This is a genomic window from Amycolatopsis suaedae (assembly GCF_004214935.1).
In the GTDB taxonomy this organism is placed as follows: Bacteria; Actinomycetota; Actinomycetes; order Mycobacteriales; family Pseudonocardiaceae; genus Amycolatopsis; species Amycolatopsis suaedae.
Window position 1 is genome coordinate 257480 of sequence record NZ_SFCC01000004.1, and the last position, 20178, is coordinate 277657.

The following is a 20178-nucleotide window of genomic DNA, read 5'->3' on the forward strand; positions in this document are numbered from 1 at the left end:
ATTGATGCTCGGTGAGAGCGCGAGAGAGGGTATTCCTGACCGATGACCACGAGCGCGAACGGCAACGGTGCGGGCGCACTCTCGGCGACCCGCCCGACCGAGATCAGCAAGCTGGACCGAGTGGTCATCCGCTTCGCGGGCGACTCCGGCGACGGCATGCAGCTGACCGGTGACCGGTTCACCTCCGAGGCCGCGGCCTTCGGCAACGACCTGGCCACGCTGCCCAACTTCCCCGCCGAGATCCGCGCACCACAGGGCACCATCCCCGGCGTCTCGTCGTTCCAGGTGCACTTCGCCGACTACGACATCCTGACCCCCGGCGACCGGCCGGACGTGCTGGTCGCGATGAACCCCGCCGCGCTGAAGGCCAACCTCGGCGACGTGCCCGCCGGCGGGACGGTCATCGTCAACACCGACGAGTTCACCAAGCGGAACCTGACGAAGGTCGGCTACGCCGCCGACCCGCTCTCCGACGACTCGCTGGCCTCGTTCCAGGTCCACGAAGTCGCCATGTCGACCCTGACCCAGGGCGCGCTCGCCGACACCGGCCTCGGCAAGAAGGACGCCGAGCGCTGCAAGAACATGTTCGCGCTCGGGCTGCTGTCGTGGATGTACCACCGGCCGACCGAAGGCACCGAGCGGTTCCTGCGGGAGAAGTTCGCCAAGAAGCCGGACATCGCCGAGGCCAACATCCTGGCCTTCCGCGCGGGCTGGAACTACGGCGAGACCACCGAGTCGTTCGCCACGACGTTCGAGGTCGCCCCGGCCAAGCTGGCACCCGGCACCTACCGGCAGATCACCGGCAACACCGCGCTCGCCTACGGCATCGTCGCGGCCGGTCAGCGGTCCGGGCTGCCGGTGCTGCTCGGCACGTACCCGATCACCCCGGCGTCGGACGTGCTGCACGAGCTGAGCAAGCACAAGAACTTCGGCATCACGACGTTCCAGGCCGAGGACGAGATCGCCGGCATCGGCGCCGCGCTCGGCGCGTCCTACGGCGGCGCGCTCGGCGTCACGTCGACCTCCGGTCCCGGTCTCGCGCTGAAGTCCGAGACCATCGGCCTCGGCGTGATGACCGAGCTGCCACTGGTCGTCATCGACGTGCAGCGGGGCGGACCGTCCACCGGCCTGCCGACCAAGACCGAGCAGGCCGACCTGCTGCAGGCGATGTACGGCCGCAACGGCGAGAGCCCGGTGCCGATCGTCGCGCCGTGCTCGCCGGCGGACTGCTTCGACGCCGCGCTGGAGGCGACCCGCATCGCGCTGACCTACCGCACGCCGGTGCTGCTGCTGTCCGACGGCGCCATCGCCAACGGCTCCGAGCCGTGGCTGATCCCGGACGTCGAGGACCTGCCCGACCTGCGGGTGGAGTTCGCCTCCGAGCCCAACTCCACCGACGGGTCCGGCGAGTTCTGGCCCTACGTCCGCGATCCCGAGACCCTGGCGCGGGCGTGGGCCGTTCCCGGCACGCCCGGCCTGCAGCACCGCATCGGCGGGCTGGAGAAGGCCGACGGCACCGGTCACATCTCCTACGACCCCGACAACCACGACAAGATGGTCCGGCTGCGGCAGGCGAAGATCGACGGCATCGACGTGCCGGACCTCGTCGTCGACGACCCGTCCGGCGGCAGGGCGAGGGTCCTGGCGCTGGGCTGGGGCTCGTCCTACGGCCCGATCGGCGCCGCGTGCCGCCGGGTCCGCAAGCTGGGCATGCCGATCGCGCAGGCACACCTGCGGCACCTGAACCCGTTGCCCGCCAACCTCGGCGACATCCTGCGCAGCTACGACACGGTGGTGCTGCCGGAAATGAACCTGGGCCAGCTGGCGATGATCCTGCGGGCGCGTTACCTGGTCGACGTGCACAGCCACACCAAGGTCGCCGGGCTGCCGTTCAAGGCCGAAGAGCTGCAAGACGTTTTCACCGACATCATCAAGGGGGCCGACGCCCGATGACCGCCACCGACCTCGGACTTCCCGCGCTCGGCGGACTGGCCGGAGTCCCGACCACCGACGAGCCGCAGAAGGCCAAGGACTACAAGTCCGACCAGGAAGTGCGCTGGTGCCCCGGCTGCGGGGACTACGTGGTGCTCAACGCCGTCCAGGCGTTCCTGCCGTCGCTGGGGCTGAAGCGCGAGAACATCGTCTTCGTCTCCGGAATCGGCTGCTCGTCCCGCTTCCCGTACTACCTCAACACCTACGGGATGCACTCGATCCACGGCCGCGCCCCCGCCATCGCCACCGGCCTGGCGACGGCCCGGCCGGACCTGAGCGTGTGGGTCGTGACCGGCGACGGCGACGCGTTGTCCATCGGCGGCAACCACCTGATCCACGCGCTGCGCCGCAACGTCAACCTCAAGATCCTGCTGTTCAACAACCGGATCTACGGGCTGACCAAGGGCCAGTACTCCCCCACCAGCGACCAGGGCATGGTCACCAAGTCGACCCCGATGGGTTCGGTCGACACCCCGTTCAACCCGCTGTCGCTGGCGATCGGCGCCGAGGCCACGTTCGTCGGCAGGGCGCTGGACTCCGACCGCAAGGGGCTCACCGAGGTGCTGCGTGCCGCGGCCGAGCACCGCGGGTCGGCGCTGGTGGAGATCTACCAGAACTGCCCGATCTTCAACGACGGTGCGTTCGACGTGCTCAAGGACTCCGACGAGGCGGCACGGCGAATCATCCCGCTGACCGCGGGCGAGCCGATCCGGTTCGGCCCGGAGGGCGAGTTCGGTGTGGTCCGCAGCGGCTGGGGCGGCCTGGAGGTCGCCAAGGTCAGCGAGGTCGGCGACGACAACCTCGTCGTCCACGACCCGTCGATCGCGGACACCAGCTACGCGTTCGCGCTGTCCCGGCTGGGCGACCAGCACCTGAACCACACGCCGACCGGCATCCTGCGGCAGGTGGCCCGGCCGACCTACGACGACCAGGCCCGCGCGCAGGTCGAGCAGGCGGTGGAGAACCGCCCGCCCGACCTGGCGGGTCTGCTGCGCGGCAAGGACACCTGGACGGTCGTCTAGCCCGAGGTGGCGAGCACCCGGTCGTCGTTCGGGCCGGGTTCCCCGGCGCCGTTGCCGTCGCGGTTCGACGTGGTCAGCCACAGCTTGCCGTCCGGCGTGGCCACGGCGTCGCGGAGCCGTCCGTTGCCGGTGAACGCCGACGCGGGCTTGCCGAGGGTGCCGTCGGACTTGACCGGCACCTTCCACACCCGCTCGCCCCGCAGCGCGGTGACGTAGAGACTGTTCCTGTAGAAGGCCATTCCGCTCGGGGACGCCTTGTCGACGGTCCAGGTCACCAGCGGGTCGGTGAACTTCGCGTTGCCGCACCTGCCCTCGCAGACCGGCCAGCCGTAGTTGCGGCCCGGCAGGATGCGGTTGACCTCGTCGAACTCCTGCTGGCCGAGTTCGGAGGCGTACATCCGGCCCTTGGCGTCCCAGGTGAAGCCCTGGACGTTGCGGTGGCCGAGCGAGTACACCGGCGAGCCCGGGACCGGGTTGCCCGGCGCGGGTTTGCCCTCGGTGGTCACGCGCAGGATCTTGCCTGCCAGCGAGGCCGGGTTCTGCGCGTCGTCGCCGTTGGTGACGTCGCCGGTGCCGAGGTAGAGGTGGCCGTCCGGGCCGAACGCGATCCGGCCGCCGATCTGGTAACCACCCGCGGGAATGCCGGTGACCACGGGTTCCGGTGCCCCGCCGATGCGCAGGCGCGCGACGCGGTTGTCGTGCTCCGTCGTGTAGTAGACAAAGACGTACCTGTCGGCGGTGTAGCGCGGGGACACGGCGATGCCGAGCAGCCCGCCTTCCCCGCCGGCCTGCACGCCGGGGATCTTCGCCACCTCACGGACGGTCCTGCCCTTCACCGAGAGGACGCGACCGGTGTTGCGTTCGGTGACCAGTGCGGTCCGGTCCGGCAGGAACGCGACGGCCCACGGGACGTCGATCTTACTGGCGACGGTGCTGACCGTGGTGGCGTCCGCCGGTGCGGGGACCAACGCGAATGTCGCGGCCAGCGCCAGGGAAAGCGACTTCATCTGCCCTCGATTCGTCGACTACGGAAGTCGGCAACGGGGCGGCGGTCCGAGCCGCGCTCAGTGTAAGCGCTTTCTGGCTGTGGTACTAGGTCAACGGGCGGAACCCGACACGCTCGGCGTCGGCGGCCGTGCGGAACCACACCTCGGCGACCATCCGCGGGAACTGCGGGGATTCCTCGGTGCAGTACCGGAGTGCGGTGACGCTGGCCTTGACGCCGAAGTCGTCGGCGGGCCTGCCACCGCCGGGCAGCGGCATGGCCGAACCGGGACCGAACGGCCCCGGCGGAACCGAGCTGGTGTCGTCGTCGAAACTGCGGGCGGGGGGCGGTGGCGGCGCTTCCGCCGAGTTCGGCTGGACGGCCGGCTCGAACAGGGAACCGCTGTGGCCGTTGGACGGCTCCCGCCGCTCGACGGTGCGCATCGACGGTTCGATGGGCTGTGGCGGGTCGAACCCGCCCGCGATGGAGAACTCGCCTGCCTGCCGCTTCGGCAGGATCTGGGTGGCCTCGGCGGCCGACTCGGGTTCCGGCTCCGGCGGGGTGTCGTCCTCGCGGTACGGCTGCGGCTCCTCGACCTCCGTCGCAGGCGTGAACAGGCTCGTCGTGGCGGCTGGCTCCGGCTCGCTGGGCTCGGCGGGCAGGTAGGTCGTGTCGCGTTCGGGCTCGGGTTCCGGTTCGGGCTCGGGGTCCGGCTGGCTCAGCGTCAGGTCCGAGTAGTACGGCTGCGGTTCGGGTTCGGGCTCGTACCGGTGGAAGCCGGTCGGCGACGGCTCGGGTTCGGGCTCGACGCGTGGCGGCTCGGGCTCGGGCTCGCGGTGGTGGAAGCCGGTCGGCTCCGGCTCCGGCGCGGGCGGTTCGGCCGGGATCGGGTCGACGGGTGCGAAGGTGCGGGTCGGCGGCGCCGGGGGCGGCGCGAAGTCCCGCGTCGGCTCATGCCGCGGCGGGCTCGCCGGCCGCTGCTGGGCCGCGACCGCGGCGAGCTGGCGTTCGAGCTGCTTGACCCGCGACTGGGCCGGGCGCACCAAGAGCACCCAGGTCAGCAGCGCGCCGATGACGAACGCGGCGACGCTCCACAACCACACCTGACCGAAAACGGACACTGCCGCTTCCCTCCTTCGGACCCTGCGCAGACAGGCCCATCATCGCAGGTCAGCGGGTGCGCGCCACCAGGTAGTCGGCAACCGACTCGCAGGCGTCCCGAGCCGGCGTCGCCGGGAGCGCGGCCAGCTCCTCGCGGGCGCGGCGGGCGTAGTCGGCGAGGGTGGCCTGGGCCTGCCGCAGCCCTGCCGACGCCCGCAGCAGGTCCAGACCTTCCCTGACCAGCGCGTCGTCGGTGAGCGGCGGCCCGGACAGCAGCTCGATCAGCCGCGGGTCGGTGCCCTCGTCGGCGAGCGCGTACAGCATCGGCAGCGTGCGCACGCCCTCGCGGAGGTCGGTGCCCTGCGACTTGCCGAGCTCGTCGGAGGCGGACGCGATGTCGATGATGTCGTCGGAGATCTGGAACGCCGTGCCGATGATGTCGCCGAACCGGCGCAGTGCCTCGACGTACTCGGCCGGCGCGCCGGACAGCATCCCCCCGAAGCGGCCCGCGGTGGCGATCAGCGAGCCGGTCTTCTGGGCGATGACGCTAAGGTAGTGCTCGACCGGGTCCTCGCCGTCGACCGGGCCGACGGTCTCCCGCATCTGGCCGGTGACCAGCTCGCTGAACGTCTCCGCGATGATGCGCGCGGCGTCGGTGCCGAGGTCGGCGACCAGCCGCGAGGAGTGGGCGAACAGGAAGTCGCCGGTGAGGATGGCGATGGTGTTGTCCCACCGGGCGTTGGCGCTCTCCGCCCCCCGCCGCATGGTGGCCTCATCCATGACGTCGTCGTGGTAGAGCGTCGCCAGGTGCACCAGCTCGACCGCGGCGGCAGCCGTGATCACCGGCTCGCTGTTGCCCTTCCCGAACTGCGCGGCGAGCAGGGTGAACAGCGGACGAAAGCGTTTGCCCCCGGCTTCGACCAGGTGAATCGCGGCGTCGTGGACGGCCTTGACGTCGCTGTGCACGGTCTGCCTGAGCAGGTCCTCGACGTCGCTCAGCCCGGTGGCGAGGTCGCCGAGCAGCTGCTCGTCGGCCACCTGCAGGCCGACGGCCGCGCGCAAGTCCTCCATCGCACCTTCACGCACTGCCACGTCGGTCCGCCCTCTCCGCACTCGGATGTCCCTCTGACCCCAAGCCTAATGGCTGCCATCCCGGCGCTGACCGGCCGCTGAGCTCCGGCGAAGGTGACGAAGGCGACACCGCGTCACGAGCTTGATCGAAGTAGCGCCGATCGGGTGCCGTGCATGACCCCGGTCACCCACCGGGAGCCTGTGCTAGCTTTCTGTCGTCGAATGCCCACGACGCGTGGTAGGCCGCGCGCGTGGCGACCCTGGGGAGGGGACATGACATTCGAAGGCTCACGCCTGCCCGAACTGTTGCCGGCTGCCGGCTTACGGCAGGGGGTGCGGCATGGCCGATGAGATCCGTGGCGAGGCCAGGCCGGCCGGGCCGCCTGCCTACGTTCCAGGCGCGGACACCGAGGTGAAGACCGGGCCGAACTGGATCGACCAGACGTGGACCGGCTTCGTCGAGGGCGGTATGCAGGCGCAGGCCGCGGCCGCCCAGGCCGCCGGTGGCGGCTTCTCCTACACCCCCGAGCAGCTGAACACCATCGCTAAGAAGTGGGCGGCGTTGGAGGCTGAGTATCAACGCGACCTCCAGCTTGCCGAGCAACTGATCAAGGCTGAAGGCCCCGGCAAGGAGTACGCCAGCGACGGCAACGCGGTACTCATCCGCAATTCCGGCGAAGCCCTCATCGCCGCCAACAGGGACAGAATGGCCTATTGCAGGGCGCAAGCCGAGAAGTTCTGGACTGCCGCAGGCAAGTACGCCGAGCGCGAAGAGCAGGCCACTACCGACATCAACCAGCAGGGAGGTTCGGTCTGATGCGCCTCGCTGCGCTCGGAAGCGCACTCGTGCTCGCCTTTGTGGTCGCCGCCTGTTCGGGCAACGGCACGGCCAACGGTCGGGCGACCACGCCGCAGCCCGTCCCCGTTCCCTCCGAGCCATCGCCTGGTTCCTCAGAAGGCGGCGACCAGGTGCCCGGACACGGCGCACCCAGCGTCGCGAGTCCGCTGGACACGAGTCGATTCGAGGCCGCCCCCTGCTCTGTTCTGACCAAACCACAGGTGTCCGAGTTGCTCGGCTCACCTGATACGCCGTCGAAGCCCGACAACGTGGTGGGCCCAGGCTGCGCCTGGGACGGCCCCGGATCAGCACAAGTAGGGATCACCTTTCCCAAGGTCAACAATCTCGGACTGACAGCCATCTACCGCGACAGGAACCGTGGCTTCTTCAAGGAGCTGCCACCCGTGGACGGCTATCCCCTGGTGGCGTACAGCGCCGAGGGCAACCCCGCGGATTCGGGTAGGTGCCAGGCAGCCCTCGGCGTCAGCGACCGCACGATCGTCGATATCGGCGTCTTCCAATCGGAGAAGAACCTCGGCAAGAAGGACCCCTGCGAATCCGTCCAGGACGTGGCCGCGATGGTGGTCGCCAACCTCAAGGGAGTTCGCTGATGTGCGCGAACGGTCCTCTCACCGCGTCCCAGATCTACGAGCAGGTCACTGGTGGTCCTGGGCCCGCGAAGCTGATCGACGCGCAGACAGCATGCGCACAGCTGCAGATGCGGCTGCACGACCGATCGAAGCAAGTTCAGGATCTCGGCGGCACGATCGCAGAAGGCTGGCAAGGCAACGCGGGTGCTGCCGCGGCAGGCGCCGCCACGCCGCTGGCTACCGCGGCTCAGCACGATGCGGACCTGTTAGTCACCGCGGACCGTGCGATCGCTGACCAAACCAACGCATTCGAGGTCGTCAAGAGCAAGGTCGTACCGGTACCGCCGAACCCGCCGCCGATAACGTCCGAGGACGTCAAAGCCGGCCTGCTGATACCCGACATGAGCGGCTACTTCCAGAAGCTCGGCCAGTGGAACGCGCAGAGCCAGGCCAACGTCGACGCGTTCGCTGCCTACCACGGTGCCAGCACCAGCAACGGGCAGACGATGCCGACGGTATACGCGCCCCTGGTCGATCCGGGCGGTTCGATCAGCATGGCCGAGAAGCCGGGCGGCACGGACGGGTTCAAGGGTGGCAGCAGCGAGCCGCCACCTGGCGGGCCCGGAGGCGGGGTTCACTCGGGACCATCCGCACCGCCGCCGTCGGTTCCCGGCGGTAGTGGCCCGCAGCCGCACAGCGGACCGCCTCCCGCGAGTGGCCCGGTACCGAACGGGGTCAGCGACAACACCCGGGCGGCCTCGAACATCCCGGGCACGGACCAGCCGGGCAACCAGCAGCAGGTCCGGCCCACCCCGCCGGGCACGCCGAACCTCCCCAACAACCCGAACTACCCCGGCATGGTCCCGGGGCCGCCGGGTTACCGCGGCCCCGGCGCGCCCGGCGGGCTGCGCCCCGGCGGGTTCGGCCCCGGCACCGGTGGCCCCGGTGGCCTCGCCAGCGGCCGCGTCGGCGGACCCGGCGCGGTACCTGGCGGCCCAGGCGTCGGCGGCCGGATGACCGGAGTCGGTGGGCCGGAAGGTGTCGCCGGCCGGCCGGGCGCCGCTGGCGCCGGCGGTGCCGGTGGCCGCTCGGGTGCCATGCCGATGGGCGGCGCGCCGATGGCCGGTCGTGGTGAGAAGGAAGAGGACAAGGAGCACCAGCGCGCTCCCTACGTCAAGGGCGAGGACCCCGACGAGTTGTTCGGCGGCGACATCGTCAAGCCGGTACCGCCGACGATCGGCGAGTCCAAGCCGCACAAGCCCTGACGGCCCGGGAGGGGGACGTGGTGCTCAGAAAGGCTGTCGAGCTGTCGTTACACTCCGTGCTCACGTCGATGCGGTGGGCAGGGTGCGGTGAACCGCACATCGTGTTCGCGAACGAGGCGGTGTACATCCCGCCCGAGGCTGCGCCGGAGTTCGACCGGAAGGTCAGGGAGGAACTCGGCGACCTCGGGTTGCTGCGAGGCGGCCGGCTGACCGACGAGTTCGCGGACACACTGCACCTCTTCGACAAGCCAGAGCAGGAGTTCTTCGCTTTCGTTCGCACCGGTGACGAGCAGTACTCGATCCTCGTGGCGGCCCGAAACCGGGCCGCCGCGGTGGCCCTGCACCAGGGCGACCGAGTGTGGCTCAAACCCGATCCGACGCCCAACCAGGCGGCGACGCTGGTCGAGCACCTACCGGAGTTCGACCCCGCCGGGTTCACGCCGTTCACGGTCGCACGGCAGGACCTGCGTGACGCGGAGAACGGTGGCTCGGACATCTACGACGAACCGGCACGCACCAGCCCCGAGGCCCGCGAACTGCTCGAGATCTTCAGCGTCCCGTACTACGGCGCCGGCTTCCTGCACGCGGCGCGCCGAGACCACCGGGGACGCCGCGAGCAGGCCAGCGAGACGGTGAAGTACCTGGACATCGACGCCGGCCGAGTGACGTTCGCCGAATCCGGCGGCGACCACATCGCCGTCCTGCCGGGCACACCGGTCAACCTCGCCAACAAGCTCGCGGCCCTAGCAGGCTGACGTCCCCTTTTGCGGGAAACGACCATGGCACACCGGACCCGTGTGCCACACTCAGTTGCCAACCGACTACCGGGGGAGGTACTCGTGACAGCGCCCGAACAGTTGTTCGCGGACTACGAAGCCAAGATGCAGGCCACACTCGCCAAGGCCGAGCAAATGCGCACCGAGATCGAGGCGGTCCAGACGACCGCACGCAGCCAGGACGGTCAGATCACCGTCACGGTCAACCACGCCGGCAACGTGACCGATCTCGTCATCGGCCCCACCGCGCGGACCAAACCCGACCTGGCGCAGCAGATCATGCGGACGATGCAGCAGGCCCAGAGCCAGCTCGCCGACGCCATGCAAGCCGGTGTCCCGTCGATCGCCGGCACCGAGACCATGAACGAACTCGTGCACCAGATGCACGAGAGCTACCCCGAGCCCGAACCTCAGGGTTACGTCGAGGGCGGCCACTCGGCACCGTCGGAGAGCGACCGGTTCGTCGCCGAACAGCCAGACGAGCACCCGCCGGCACCGCCCCGCCCGACCGCACCGCCCCGGCCTGCCCCGCCACCGCGGCCCAACCGCGCCCCCGCCGCCGAGGACCACGACGACGACTACTTCAACGACGGCGGCTTCCTCGACGACGACGAACCCGGAGGCCGCCGATGAACGGTCTTCCACAGGGAGACAACGGCTTCCATGTCGCCCCAGACCAGGTCACTGCGCATGCACAACGCGTAGAGAGGACTCATGAGGTTCTCGATCAAGCCCTACAGGCGGCAAACCAACGCATGGGTTACGAAGCATTCGGGCTTCTGGGACTGGCATTCGCATGGCGTTGCAATGAAACAATGGAAGGGATGACCGAAGCATTGCGAACGGCGATCGACACGAGCAATTATCACGTGAGCGCCGTACGAAAATGGGCTGAGGTCAAACGGGTTGACGAAGAAAGTATCGGCACTCTTCTTGGCAAGATTGGCCCGAAATGAACCAGCCGGCAAACGAGAACCCCCTGATTGTCGACGCCCGCGCCGAAACCGATGCGGTCAAGAAGCCGACAAAGGAAGCACTCCAGGGCGCCGGCGTCGCACAGGACTTCATCGGTGGCGTCTCGTTGATCGCAGACGGCGAGTGGACCGAAGGGCTTCTGGATATCGCCGGTGGCGCGGTCGACCTTGCGATGGGCATCAAGAACCCTGCTGAGATGCTCATCAGCATGGGACTCGGTTGGGTGATGGAGCACCTTTCCCCGCTGAAGGACTTTCTCGACAAGCTAACCGGAAGTCAGGACGAACTGGACCTGACCGTCCAAACTTGGGTACAGATCAGCTCACACATACAGCAGGTGGCCCAAGAGTTGACGACGAGTGTCCAACAAGATTGTGCTACTTGGACGGGCGGCTCAGCTGACCAGTACCGGCAGTTCGTACAAGACCGCCTCGACCGATACGCACAAATGTCGGACGACGCCATGCTCGCAGCCCGATTTGTCGACATATCGAAAACTTTGTTGAACATCGTCCGCTCCTTCATCCGTGGCCTCATCACCGACACGTGTGCGAAGCTGATCATGATCCTGTTTCGCTATCCCCCGCCCGCCTATCCAGCAGCGCTGGCAGCGGAGGGAATGCCCGTCGTGGTTGAGAAGACCACCGAAGGCCTGACGGTAATGCAAAAATTCGTCAGGGCATTGAGCAACGCCGGCGTCTACATGAAGCAGATCTGGGAGCGGCTGACCAAGGCTCTTGCCAAGGATGAGAACATCGGGCAACGCGCCGCCATGGAAGCCGGAAAAGAGATCAGCAAAAAGACTATCCAAGAGAAACAAAAGGAGATCGCCGCAGAAAGGGGCGGAAAGACCGCTACTGGCGATCAGTCGGTCATCTTCGGAGAAACAGACAGAAAAGAACAAGAAGACCGACAGAAAACGCAGATCTTCCCCACCTACAACGCTCCCACAATGCAGACACTTTCGGGAAATCTGGACAGTGAATGAGTCTGCGCTCGTCGTTGACAAAACGACTCGATATGGGCTTGCCTGGTGGCTCGGCGGGCTGGGCTGCACAATCGCGTGCGGCTACGGTTTGCTATACCTTTTCGTCCTCGAAAGCACTAGCCCCCAAGGCTACGGCCTCATGGTCGCCGTATTCGGCGTACTTGGCGGCGTTATTTTTTGGCGAATCATTCAAGGCTCTCGCCCACTCGTCCTGACCATCGACTCCAATGGCCTACACGTGAAAGGTTACGAGTCGAGTTGGTACGCAGAGTGGACCGAGATCAGCAAAATAGCTTATGGGCAACGCTTTCTGGATCGCGGGCTGACAAAGCCACTCTTCGTCAACGAAATAACTATCAGATTTCGGTCCAAAGAGTTCTTCAATAGGTCCATTCCGCTACCTGGCCGCATCAGCGGATTGACTTACACCGCCGAGCTACACCTCACCCATCCAGAGATACAAAGGGTCCGCGCGTACATCAACGCACTGTTCGATAATACAACGGATGCCGAGCGCCTCGAAGAAAGCGAGGAATCTTCGTACGAAGTCCTCGTGACACGACGGGGGCAGAACATGGTGGTCCAACATGACAGGGGCAGAAGCAAGAGCGTCTACATCTGGGGAATAGCGGCTGCCATATCCTTCTTCGGCACTCCGCTCATCTCAAGTCTCGTCGGTCTTCCAATGCTACGGAGTATTTCAGCCCTCGGCTTCTTTGGCCTGATGCTGGGACCCCTGGTGATCTTCTTATGCATATCCGCAGGAAACAAGCCAGGGCGGCCTGGGCGCAGATCGATCTTCTACACAGACGTCCTCATCCTTACCAATGAAGGCCTCGTGTGCTGTTGGGCACACACCAGGACAGCACTAGGACTCGATCGGGAAAACCGTAAGCTTGGTGTAACCTGGGAAGAGATAAGGGCAATAAACATATCGGCGCCAGGGACACCTGACAATATCTTCGACGGACACGCGATCGATCTCGTCCCGTCACACGACGACCGTTTCGCCACCCGCCACCCCGAGATGCGCGTGTTTCGGCGCGACAATGCCGCTTACCGGCTGCCCTTGTACGTCAATGAGCGCGCTGTAGCGCTAATCATCCAGCACACTGCCTCGTTCCGACCCGACCTGACAACGACAAAAAACTCATGAGCGAGAAGTTCTGAAACCGGGATGACACAGTACGCACGACTGGCGATGCAACCGAGCCTCGCAGGCTGAGCCAGCCTGGCGGCAATTCGATTTGAAATCGTTGACATCGCATAAGGGGGAGGAACAACATCTGATGGCACCACTCGTCATTGAGAGAACGAAACGCTACGGACCTGCCTGGTGGCTCGCCGGGCTGGCGCTCGTTGGCGTATTCGTTTCCGGTCAACTGCAGCTTTTCGTCCTGGGGACAAGCAAACCGGTGGGAGCTGGGATCGGGTCGGTCCTGTGCGGCATCGGCGCGATCGTCGTCTTCCGGAAGATCACCAAGCGGCCCCGGCCGACGAGTCTCATGTTCTCGACGGACGGCCTGGCTTTCACCAGCCCAAAGGAGAACTGGTCGGTCCGCTGGGACGAGGTGGCGAACGTCGACTGCCGGCCAGGATACGTTGGCATGGGTACCGAGCCCCTTCCCTTCGCTTCAACCTACTCTGGTGACAAGCAACCGTTCGCTCACGGCTTGACCGTCACATTCAGGTCCCAGGATTTCTTCCGCCGTTTCGGTCCGCTGGCCGGACAGGCCAACGGGCTGCGATACCGGGTCGACATGTCCCTCAGCCAGTCCGAGGCTGACCGGATCCAGGCATGGCTCAACCTCCCCCACCAGCCTGCTCAGCACGCCCCTCGCCAGCAACAACCCCCACGGGTTGCCGGCGAGCTGTACCTGACGCCGGGCGGCTGGACTCGTCGCAGTTGGAAGGCTTCCCGTCCAGTCATGAGGGTTCTCGGGTTACTCACCCTCGCTTTCTATCTCGGCGTGGCCCTCACGTTCCACTTCGACCTCGTCAAGCTCAACGGCAATGATCTACTGTCCTGGTACTGGCTCCTGCTCGTCCCATTGCTCCTATTCACCGCGGTCTGGGCAAGGTCGGCCCGCCCGGGAAGCGACTCGCGCTTCCAGACCGACGTGCTGGTCATCACCGACCAGGGCATCGAATGCGCGTGGTCACGACGCCGAGCGGGATTCGGGCTCGTACGCGACTTCGTGCGAGCCGGTGTGCCGTGGACGGAGATCGAGGCGATTCGGGCCACGACTTCGGACATGGGCGACAATCGGTTCGCCATCGACCTGATCACGAAGCACGGCGCATTCGCCGAACGGAATCCCCGGGTGCGCGAACTCCGGATCGGCGAACGGACGTATCGGCTTCCGCTGCGGGTCAAACGCCGAGCGATCGAAGTACTCGAGCGTGAGCTGCATGCACGGCGACCGGCCCTGACTCTGTCGAGGTCCTGATGAACACCAACCAGGCGCGGGCACTCGCCCACCTGCAAACCCCACGTGAGTCGGTGCGACGTCTCGTCCGGGGCTTCGGCGTGTGGGCACTGGTCGTGGCGATGGCCTACACCGTGCTGGCCGCATTCAGCCTGATGCGCGTGGATCAGCGTTACGACGTCTACGCACCCGAGGACGCGCGCGACACGGCCCGCGTCCTCGCCTGCAGCCAGTATGGCCCAATCAGCCTCTCCGGCATCGGCTTCTACTGGATGTGTGAGGTCGAGGTCGACACCGACTGGTCCGCGAGGTACGGATTCAAGGCCGACATGGTCATCACTACCCGGCTCAGCGAGTTCACGCCCGACGACATCGGACATTATATTCCGGCGGATTATTACCGGTATGACGTCGAGCGATACCGGTATGGCGATCCCGGGCCGGCATCCATCGCGCTGGTGGTGGGAGCCGTCGCCATCGCTGCCACGACGGTGTTCTGGCTGATCGCACGGAAACAGTACCTGTGGGCGACGTTCAGCCTTGGCGTGGTCGTCAGCCGTCATTCACCGACGGCGATGCAGGTCATCAACCGGTACCTCCGCGATCGACGACTTATCGCCGTTCCCTGGCGACCGCCGCCTGAGGACGCCGACCGCGTGTCCATCGTGGACAGCGTCGACGGCGTGTTCCGTTCCGGCGAACGTCGGTCGCCGAACCGAACAGCCCGCGAGCTGGTCGCCGACTCACCGGAAGGCTCCATCATCGTCAGTGGCGCCGGGCTGACCTGTCTCCACAGCAGCCGGGATCGCCGGCACAGTCAGGTCGTCTGGGCCGTCCCTTGGCGTGGGCTACGCCGGGTCGAGGTGGTCGAACTACGCAGCGACGGTTCGTCCGCACCCATCGACCTGCGACTGATCGATGTCGACACGGACCGGCAGGACATCCCGAGCCGGTACCGCCACGCCATGGGCAGCACGACCGGCTACCGCCTGCTCGCCATCCCAAGCGAACGGGCCGCCGTGATCCTCTTGGACTACGCTGCCCGCCATCTCAACACAATGGAAGGGCCCCGCCAGCGTCGCTGACGGGGCCCTTCGACAAAGCCGCGACTACATGGCGAACGCGCCCGCGCCTGCCCAGTCGAGGGCGAACGCCGGGGCGATACCGAGGATCAGCGTGACGATGACGCCCAGGGTGATCGCCGCCGTGGTGAACGCGCCCGGCAGCGTGACCGTGGGGCCGTCCGGGGCCGGCTCGGAGAAGTACATCAACACGACCACCCGCAGGTAGAAGAACGCCGCCACCGCACTGGCGACCAGGGCAATCACCACCAGCGGCGCCATTCCGTCGGTCAGGGCCGCCTCGAAGACCACGAACTTGCCGACGAAACCACTCGTCAACGGGATACCGGCCAATGCCAGCAAAAGGAACGTGAACACTCCGGCCAGCAGCGGCGACCGCTTCGCCAGACCCGCCCAGGCCGACAGGTGCGTCGCCTCGCCGTTGGAGTCCCGCACCAGCGACACGACACCGAACGCCGCCAGCGTCGTGAAGCCGTAGGCCAGCAGGTAGAACAACGTCCCGGACAGGCCCTGGTCCGTCATCGCCATCGCGCCGACCAGCAGGAAGCCGGCGTGCGCGATCGACGAGTAGGCGATCATGCGCTTCACGTCGGTCTGCGTCAGACCCAGGACCGCACCGATCACCATCGACACGATCGCCACGGCCCAGAGGACCCCCCGCCACTCCCAGCTCGTCGACTCGAACCCGACCGTCAGCACGCGCAGGATCCCGCCGAACGCGGCGACCTTCGTGCAGGCCGCCATGAACGCCGTCACCGGGGTCGGCGCGCCCTGATAGACGTCCGGGGTCCAGGTGTGGAACGGGCCGACCGAGCCCTTGAACAGCAGGCCGATCATCAGCAGTCCCAGACCGGCGAACAGCAGCGTGTCCGAACGGTCCGTTCCCGCGGCGGCGTTGGCGATGTCGGCGAGCTTGACCGAGTTCGCGTAGCCGTACAGCAGGGCGACGCCGTACAGGAAGAACGCGCTGGAGAACGCCCCGAGCAGGAAGTACTTGACCGCGGCCTCCTGCGACAGCAGGCGACGCCTACGAGCCAGGCCGCACATCAGGTACAGCGGCAGGCTCAGCACTTCCAGCGCGATGAACATCGTCAGCAGGTCGTTGGCCGCGCAGAACGTCAGCATGCCGCCGAGTGCGAACAGCGTCAGCGGGAACACCTCGGTCTGCATGCCGGTCGACCCGACCTGCGCGCGGTCCTGGATGGTGCCCGGGCGGATGGCCGCCTGGGCGACGAACGCACCACCCGGCTCGACCGAACGGTCGGCGATCAGCAGCACCGCCCCCAGCCCCAGCGCGAGCAGCGTGCCCCACAGGAACAGCGCCGGGCCGTCGATCGACAGCGTGCCGCTCAGCGTGGTCGTGCCGCGGTCGGGCAGGCCCTCGCCGCCGACGTACACGCCCAGCGAGATCCCGGCGGCGACGATCGCCAGCAGGCTCAGCACCACCTGCGCCGACCAGCGCTGGTGCTTCACCAGGAACGCCTCGACCAGCACGCTCAGGCACGCGGCACCGAGGATGATCAGGATGGGCAGGATCGCGGCGTAGTCGATCGCCGGCGGGTCGATCTTGCCGGCATCCGGTTGCTGCGCCAGCAGTACGTCGAGCATCTTCTCAGTTGCCTTCCTGCACGGCCGACATGGTGGCCTCGACCGAAGGAGTGATCGTGTCCAGCACGGGCTTCGGGTAGAAGCCCAGCCCGATGATCAGCACGACCATCGGGACCAGCACGGTGAGTTCCACCTTGGACAGGTCCTTGATGGACTTCTTCGCGCCCAGCTCCGGCGCCATCGCGGTACCCGGACCGCCACCGGCGCCGACCAGCGCGTCGCCCCGCACCGGACCCTGCATGATCCGCTGGTACAGCCACAGCACGTACGCCGCGGCCAGCACCAGTCCGAGCGTGGCGATGATGGTGAACACCGGCCGCGTCTCGAACGAGCCCAGCAGCACCAGGAACTCGCTGATGAACGAGTTCGTCCCGGGCAGCGACAAAGTGGACAGTCCGGCGATGAAGAACATGCCGCCCAGCAACGGGGTCAGCTTCGCCATGCCGCCGTAGTCGGAGATCCGGGTCGACCCGCCACGCGCGACGACCATGCCGATCACCAGGATCAGCATGCCGGTGGCGAGGCTGTGGTTGAGCATGTACGACACCGAGCCGACCTGCGCCTGCGTGGTGAACGCGAAGATGCCCAGCGCGATGAAGCCGAAGTGCGCGATCGACACGTAGGCGATGAACCGCTTCATGTCGCGCTGCCCGGCGGCCAGCATCGAGCCGTAGATGACCCCGGCGACGCCGAGCGTCAGCACCAGTGGCGCCAGGGTCTTGCTGGCCTCCGGGAACATCGGGATGCAGTACCGCAGGAAGCCGAACGTGCCGACCTTGTCCAGCACGCCGACCAGCAGCACCGCGACGCCGATCGGCGCCTGACCGGCCGCGTCCGGCAGCCAGGTGTGCAGCGGCACCAGCGGCGCCTTGATGGCGAACGCCAGGAAGAACCCGAGGAACAGCCAGATCTGCGTCTCCAGCGGCGCGTCGCGCACCACCGACACCAGCGTGGCCCAGTCGAACGTGCCCTGGCCCAGCTCGTCGGACGCCATCGAGTACGCCCCGATGGCCGAGGCCAGCATGATCAGGCCGCCGAGGAACGAGTACAGGAAGAACTTGACCGCCGCGTACTGCCGGTTCGCGCCGCCGTAGCCGCCGATGAGGAAGTACATCGGGATCAGCATGATCTCGAACAACACGTAGAACAGGAACACGTCGGTCGCGGCGAACACCGCGATCGTCAGCGACTGCTGCACCAGGATCAGGCCGAGGTAACCGCCGGCGCTACGGCCTTCCGGCAGCTTGTCGGTGACCCCGAGGATGCCGACGATCAGCGGCACCAGGAACGCGATGACCGCGATCATCACCAGCGCGATGCCGTCGATGCCGAACGAGATGTGGATGCCGAACGTCGGGATCCAGTCCATCGACGACGTCTGCTGCAGGCGCTCGCCCGACGGGTCGTAGCTCAGCCACAGCGGGACGATCAGCACCAGCTCGACCAGCGTGAACGCCAGCGCCACCAGCGTGGCCAGCCGGTCGTTGGCTCGCAGGAACGCCGAGACGACGACCGCGCCGACCAGCGGCAGGAGAATCAGCGCGAGCAACCAGGTCATGAGAACCTCACCAACAGCAGCGCGGCGATGACGACGAACCCGCCGCCGAGCATGGACAGCGCGTAGGAGCGGACGAACCCGGTCTGCATGCGGCGCAGGCGCCCGGACCCGCCGCCCAGCGCGGCGGCGATCCCGTTGACGGCCCCGTCGACGCCCCGGTTGTCCAGGTAGACCGCGAAGCGGGCCAGCCAGACACCGGGCTTGGCGACCAGCGTCTCGTTGAGGGCGTTGCCGTACAGGTCCTTACGCGCGGCGCGGGTGATGAACGAGACGCGCTCGGGCCGCTCGACCGGGATGTCCCTGCGGAAGATCAGCCACGCCACCAGGACACCCAGCGCGGAGAGTCCGACCACGATGAACGGAACGGCCGCGTGCGGCACCACCGTGTGCTCGGCCTCCCGCAGGGCACCCAGCGACGGGGTCAGCCACTCGACCAGCGAGTCGCCGATGGCGAACAACGCACCGGCGGCGACCGAGCCGACCGCCAGGATGATCATCGGGACGGTCATCACCGGTGGCGACTCGTGCGGGTGGAACTCCCGTCCATCGCTGGACTTCAGGTCCTTCCAGCGGGCCTTGCCGAAGAACGTCATCAGCATCAGGCGGGTCATGTAGAACGCCGTCAGCGCCGCACCGAGTGCCGCGGCACCGCCGAACACCCAGCCCTTCCAGCCCTCCTGCCCGAAGGCCGCCTCGATGATGGCGTCCTTGGAGAAGTAGCCGGACAGGAACGGGAAGCCGATCAGCGCGAGGTAGCCGAGGCCGAACGTGACGAACGTGATCGGCATCTTGCGCCACAGCCCGCCGAACTTGCGCATGTCGACCTCGTCGTTCATGCCGTGCATGACCGAACCGGCACCGAGGAACAGCCCGGCCTTGAAGAAGCCGTGCGTCAGCAGGTGCATGATGCCCAGCGCGTAGCCGAACGGCCCGAGCCCGACGGCCAGCATCATGTAGCCGATCTGGCTGACCGTGGAGTAGGCGAGCACCTTCTTGATGTCGTCGTAGGCGCAGCCGATGATGCACCCGATCAGCAGCGTGACCACACCGACGAGGGTGACGACCAGCCTGCCGGACTCGGTGGCGTTGAAGATCTCGTTGGCGCGGGCCACCAGGTAGACGCCCGCGGTGACCATCGTCGCGGCGTGGATGAGCGCCGACACCGGGGTCGGGCCCTCCATCGCGTCCGGAAGCCAGGCCTGCAGCGGGAACTGACCGGACTTACCGCAGGCACCCAGCAGCAGCAGGATGGCGATCGCGGTGACGACGCCGGGCGGCAGGTCTCCGATGCCTGCGAACACCTCGGCGTAGCCGGTGCTGCCGATGTACTTGAACATCAGGAAGATCGCCAGCGCCAGGCCGACGTCGCCGACCCGGTTCATCAGGAACGCCTTCTTCGCGGCGGTCGCCGCGGACGGGCGGCCCTGGTACCAGCCGATCAGCAGGTACGAGGCGAGGCCCACGCCCTCCCAGCCGAGGTACAGGGTCACGAAGCTGTTGCCCAGCACCAGGACCAGCATGGACGCGACGAACAGGTTCAGGTAGCCGAAGAACCGGCGCCTGCCGTCGTCGTCGGCCATGTAGCCGATCGAGTAGAAGTGGATCAGCATGCCGACGCCGGTGATCAGCAGGACGAACGTCATCGACAGCGAGTCGATGCGCAGTCCGAAGTCGACCTGCAGCTCGGCGACCGGGATCCAGGAGAACAGCTTGACGTCACTGGCGGAGGCGAACGTCTCGGCGAGGAACAGCACCAGCCCGTAGACGAACGACAGCGCGACGGTGGCACAGCCGATCAGGTGCCCGATGGCGTTGAGCCGCTTACCGCCGACGAGCAGGACCAGCGCGCCCAGCGCCGGCAGGGCGACCAGCAGCCACGATGATGCGATCACTGACTA

The 20178-nt window shown here is 67.1% G+C and carries 18 protein-coding genes; 12 read left to right on the forward strand and 6 right to left on the reverse strand.

Annotated elements, in window-relative coordinates; translation table 11 throughout:
* The first annotated feature begins 42 nt into the window (after positions 1-42).
* Positions 43-1953 (forward strand): 2-oxoacid:acceptor oxidoreductase subunit alpha, encoded by a 1911-nt coding sequence (locus EWH70_RS09680; protein WP_130474954.1) that lies wholly within the window; start codon positions 43-45, stop codon positions 1951-1953.
* Positions 1950-3014 carry a 2-oxoacid:ferredoxin oxidoreductase subunit beta gene (locus EWH70_RS09685; RefSeq protein WP_130474955.1) on the forward strand — a complete coding sequence of 355 codons (1065 nt, stop codon included), beginning with the start codon at positions 1950-1952 and terminating at the stop codon, positions 3012-3014. The genes EWH70_RS09680 and EWH70_RS09685 overlap by 4 nt, the downstream gene beginning before the upstream one ends.
* Here EWH70_RS09685 and EWH70_RS09690 read toward each other — a convergent pair.
* From EWH70_RS09690 to EWH70_RS09700, 3 genes are all read right to left on the reverse strand, one after another.
* Positions 3011-4021: a PQQ-dependent sugar dehydrogenase gene (locus EWH70_RS09690; RefSeq protein WP_130474956.1), complete on the reverse strand. Its 1011-nt coding sequence runs from the start codon at positions 4019-4021 to the stop codon at positions 3011-3013. The genes EWH70_RS09685 and EWH70_RS09690 overlap by 4 nt on opposite strands.
* A gap of 85 nt (positions 4022-4106) precedes the next feature.
* A complete protein-coding gene (locus EWH70_RS09695) occupies positions 4107-5120 on the reverse strand; it encodes a sunset domain-containing protein (RefSeq protein ID WP_130474957.1) in 1014 nt (337 codons plus the stop codon).
* 49 nt (positions 5121-5169) lie between these two features.
* Positions 5170-6171 (reverse strand): polyprenyl synthetase family protein, encoded by a 1002-nt coding sequence (locus EWH70_RS09700; protein WP_130474958.1) that lies wholly within the window; start codon positions 6169-6171, stop codon positions 5170-5172.
* A 340-nt stretch (positions 6172-6511) separates the two neighbouring features.
* Between EWH70_RS09700 and EWH70_RS09705 the strand changes: the two genes are divergently transcribed.
* The 10 genes from EWH70_RS09705 (at position 6512) to EWH70_RS09750 (ending at position 15117) form a co-directional block, all read left to right on the forward strand.
* Positions 6512-6988 carry a hypothetical protein gene (locus EWH70_RS09705; RefSeq protein WP_130474959.1) on the forward strand — a complete coding sequence of 159 codons (477 nt, stop codon included), beginning with the start codon at positions 6512-6514 and terminating at the stop codon, positions 6986-6988.
* Positions 6988-7620, forward strand: coding sequence for a DUF3558 domain-containing protein (locus EWH70_RS09710; RefSeq protein ID WP_130474960.1), 633 nt, complete (start codon positions 6988-6990; stop codon positions 7618-7620). The genes EWH70_RS09705 and EWH70_RS09710 overlap by 1 nt, the downstream gene beginning before the upstream one ends.
* Positions 7620-8864: a PPE domain-containing protein gene (locus EWH70_RS36465; RefSeq protein ID WP_130474961.1), complete on the forward strand. Its 1245-nt coding sequence runs from the start codon at positions 7620-7622 to the stop codon at positions 8862-8864. The genes EWH70_RS09710 and EWH70_RS36465 overlap by 1 nt, the downstream gene beginning before the upstream one ends.
* Before the next feature lie 68 nt (positions 8865-8932).
* A complete protein-coding gene (locus EWH70_RS09720) occupies positions 8933-9619 on the forward strand; it encodes an ESX secretion-associated protein EspG (protein WP_240686896.1) in 687 nt (228 codons plus the stop codon).
* An 84-nt stretch (positions 9620-9703) separates the two neighbouring features.
* Positions 9704-10273 carry a YbaB/EbfC family nucleoid-associated protein gene (locus EWH70_RS09725; RefSeq protein ID WP_130474963.1) on the forward strand — a complete coding sequence of 190 codons (570 nt, stop codon included), beginning with the start codon at positions 9704-9706 and terminating at the stop codon, positions 10271-10273.
* Positions 10270-10596, forward strand: coding sequence for a hypothetical protein (locus EWH70_RS09730; protein ID WP_130474964.1), 327 nt, complete (start codon positions 10270-10272; stop codon positions 10594-10596). Before EWH70_RS09725 ends, EWH70_RS09730 begins: the two co-directional genes overlap by 4 nt.
* Positions 10593-11603, forward strand: coding sequence for a hypothetical protein (locus EWH70_RS09735; RefSeq protein ID WP_130474965.1), 1011 nt, complete (start codon positions 10593-10595; stop codon positions 11601-11603). The genes EWH70_RS09730 and EWH70_RS09735 overlap by 4 nt, the downstream gene beginning before the upstream one ends.
* 139 nt (positions 11604-11742) lie before the next feature.
* Complete coding sequence (locus EWH70_RS09740; protein WP_130474966.1) at positions 11743-12759, forward strand: hypothetical protein; 1017 nt, start codon at positions 11743-11745, stop codon at positions 12757-12759.
* A gap of 133 nt (positions 12760-12892) precedes the next feature.
* Positions 12893-14053: a hypothetical protein gene (locus tag EWH70_RS09745; protein ID WP_130474967.1), complete on the forward strand. Its 1161-nt coding sequence runs from the start codon at positions 12893-12895 to the stop codon at positions 14051-14053.
* Positions 14053-15117 (forward strand): DUF6346 domain-containing protein, encoded by a 1065-nt coding sequence (locus tag EWH70_RS09750; RefSeq protein ID WP_130474968.1) that lies wholly within the window; start codon positions 14053-14055, stop codon positions 15115-15117. The genes EWH70_RS09745 and EWH70_RS09750 overlap by 1 nt, the downstream gene beginning before the upstream one ends.
* Before the next feature lie 24 nt (positions 15118-15141).
* On the opposite strand, the gene nuoN is transcribed toward EWH70_RS09750, so the two are convergent.
* The 3 genes from nuoN to nuoL are packed head-to-tail and all read right to left on the reverse strand — an operon-like array spanning position 15142 to position 20172.
* On the reverse strand, positions 15142-16722 hold the full coding sequence (nuoN, locus tag EWH70_RS09755) for an NADH-quinone oxidoreductase subunit NuoN (protein WP_130474969.1): 1581 nt from the start codon (positions 16720-16722) through the stop codon (positions 15142-15144).
* 4 nt (positions 16723-16726) lie between these two features.
* Entirely contained in the window at positions 16727-18280 is a 1554-nt protein-coding gene (locus tag EWH70_RS09760; protein WP_130474970.1) for an NADH-quinone oxidoreductase subunit M, read from the reverse strand.
* Positions 18277-20172, reverse strand: a complete 1896-nt coding sequence (nuoL, locus tag EWH70_RS09765; RefSeq protein WP_130474971.1) for an NADH-quinone oxidoreductase subunit L — start codon at positions 20170-20172, stop codon at positions 18277-18279. The genes EWH70_RS09760 and nuoL overlap by 4 nt, the downstream gene beginning before the upstream one ends.
* Positions 20173-20178: the final 6 nt, after the last annotated feature.

Bases quoted from the DNA above. Each gene is read 5' to 3' on its own strand.
- EWH70_RS09760 (WP_130474970.1), bottom strand. From the start codon at position 18,280: ATGACCTGGTTGCTCGCGCTGATTCTCCTGCCGCTGGTCGGCGCGGTC.
- EWH70_RS09720 (WP_240686896.1), top strand. From the start codon at position 8,933: ATGCGGTGGGCAGGGTGCGGTGAACCGCACATCGTGTTCGCGAACGAG.
- nuoN (WP_130474969.1), bottom strand. From the start codon at position 16,722: ATGCTCGACGTACTGCTGGCGCAGCAACCGGATGCCGGCAAGATCGAC.
- EWH70_RS09700 (WP_130474958.1), bottom strand. From the start codon at position 6,171: ATGGAGGACTTGCGCGCGGCCGTCGGCCTGCAGGTGGCCGACGAGCAG.
- EWH70_RS09690 (WP_130474956.1), bottom strand. From the start codon at position 4,021: ATGAAGTCGCTTTCCCTGGCGCTGGCCGCGACATTCGCGTTGGTCCCC.
- EWH70_RS09710 (WP_130474960.1), top strand. From the start codon at position 6,988: ATGCGCCTCGCTGCGCTCGGAAGCGCACTCGTGCTCGCCTTTGTGGTC.
- EWH70_RS09705 (WP_130474959.1), top strand. From the start codon at position 6,512: ATGGCCGATGAGATCCGTGGCGAGGCCAGGCCGGCCGGGCCGCCTGCC.
- EWH70_RS09735 (WP_130474965.1), top strand. From the start codon at position 10,593: ATGAACCAGCCGGCAAACGAGAACCCCCTGATTGTCGACGCCCGCGCC.
- EWH70_RS09680 (WP_130474954.1), top strand. From the start codon at position 43: ATGACCACGAGCGCGAACGGCAACGGTGCGGGCGCACTCTCGGCGACC.
- EWH70_RS09685 (WP_130474955.1), top strand. From the start codon at position 1,950: ATGACCGCCACCGACCTCGGACTTCCCGCGCTCGGCGGACTGGCCGGA.
- EWH70_RS36465 (WP_130474961.1), top strand. From the start codon at position 7,620: ATGTGCGCGAACGGTCCTCTCACCGCGTCCCAGATCTACGAGCAGGTC.
- EWH70_RS09745 (WP_130474967.1), top strand. From the start codon at position 12,893: ATGGCACCACTCGTCATTGAGAGAACGAAACGCTACGGACCTGCCTGG.
- EWH70_RS09750 (WP_130474968.1), top strand. From the start codon at position 14,053: ATGAACACCAACCAGGCGCGGGCACTCGCCCACCTGCAAACCCCACGT.
- EWH70_RS09740 (WP_130474966.1), top strand. From the start codon at position 11,743: ATGGTCGCCGTATTCGGCGTACTTGGCGGCGTTATTTTTTGGCGAATC.
- EWH70_RS09730 (WP_130474964.1), top strand. From the start codon at position 10,270: ATGAACGGTCTTCCACAGGGAGACAACGGCTTCCATGTCGCCCCAGAC.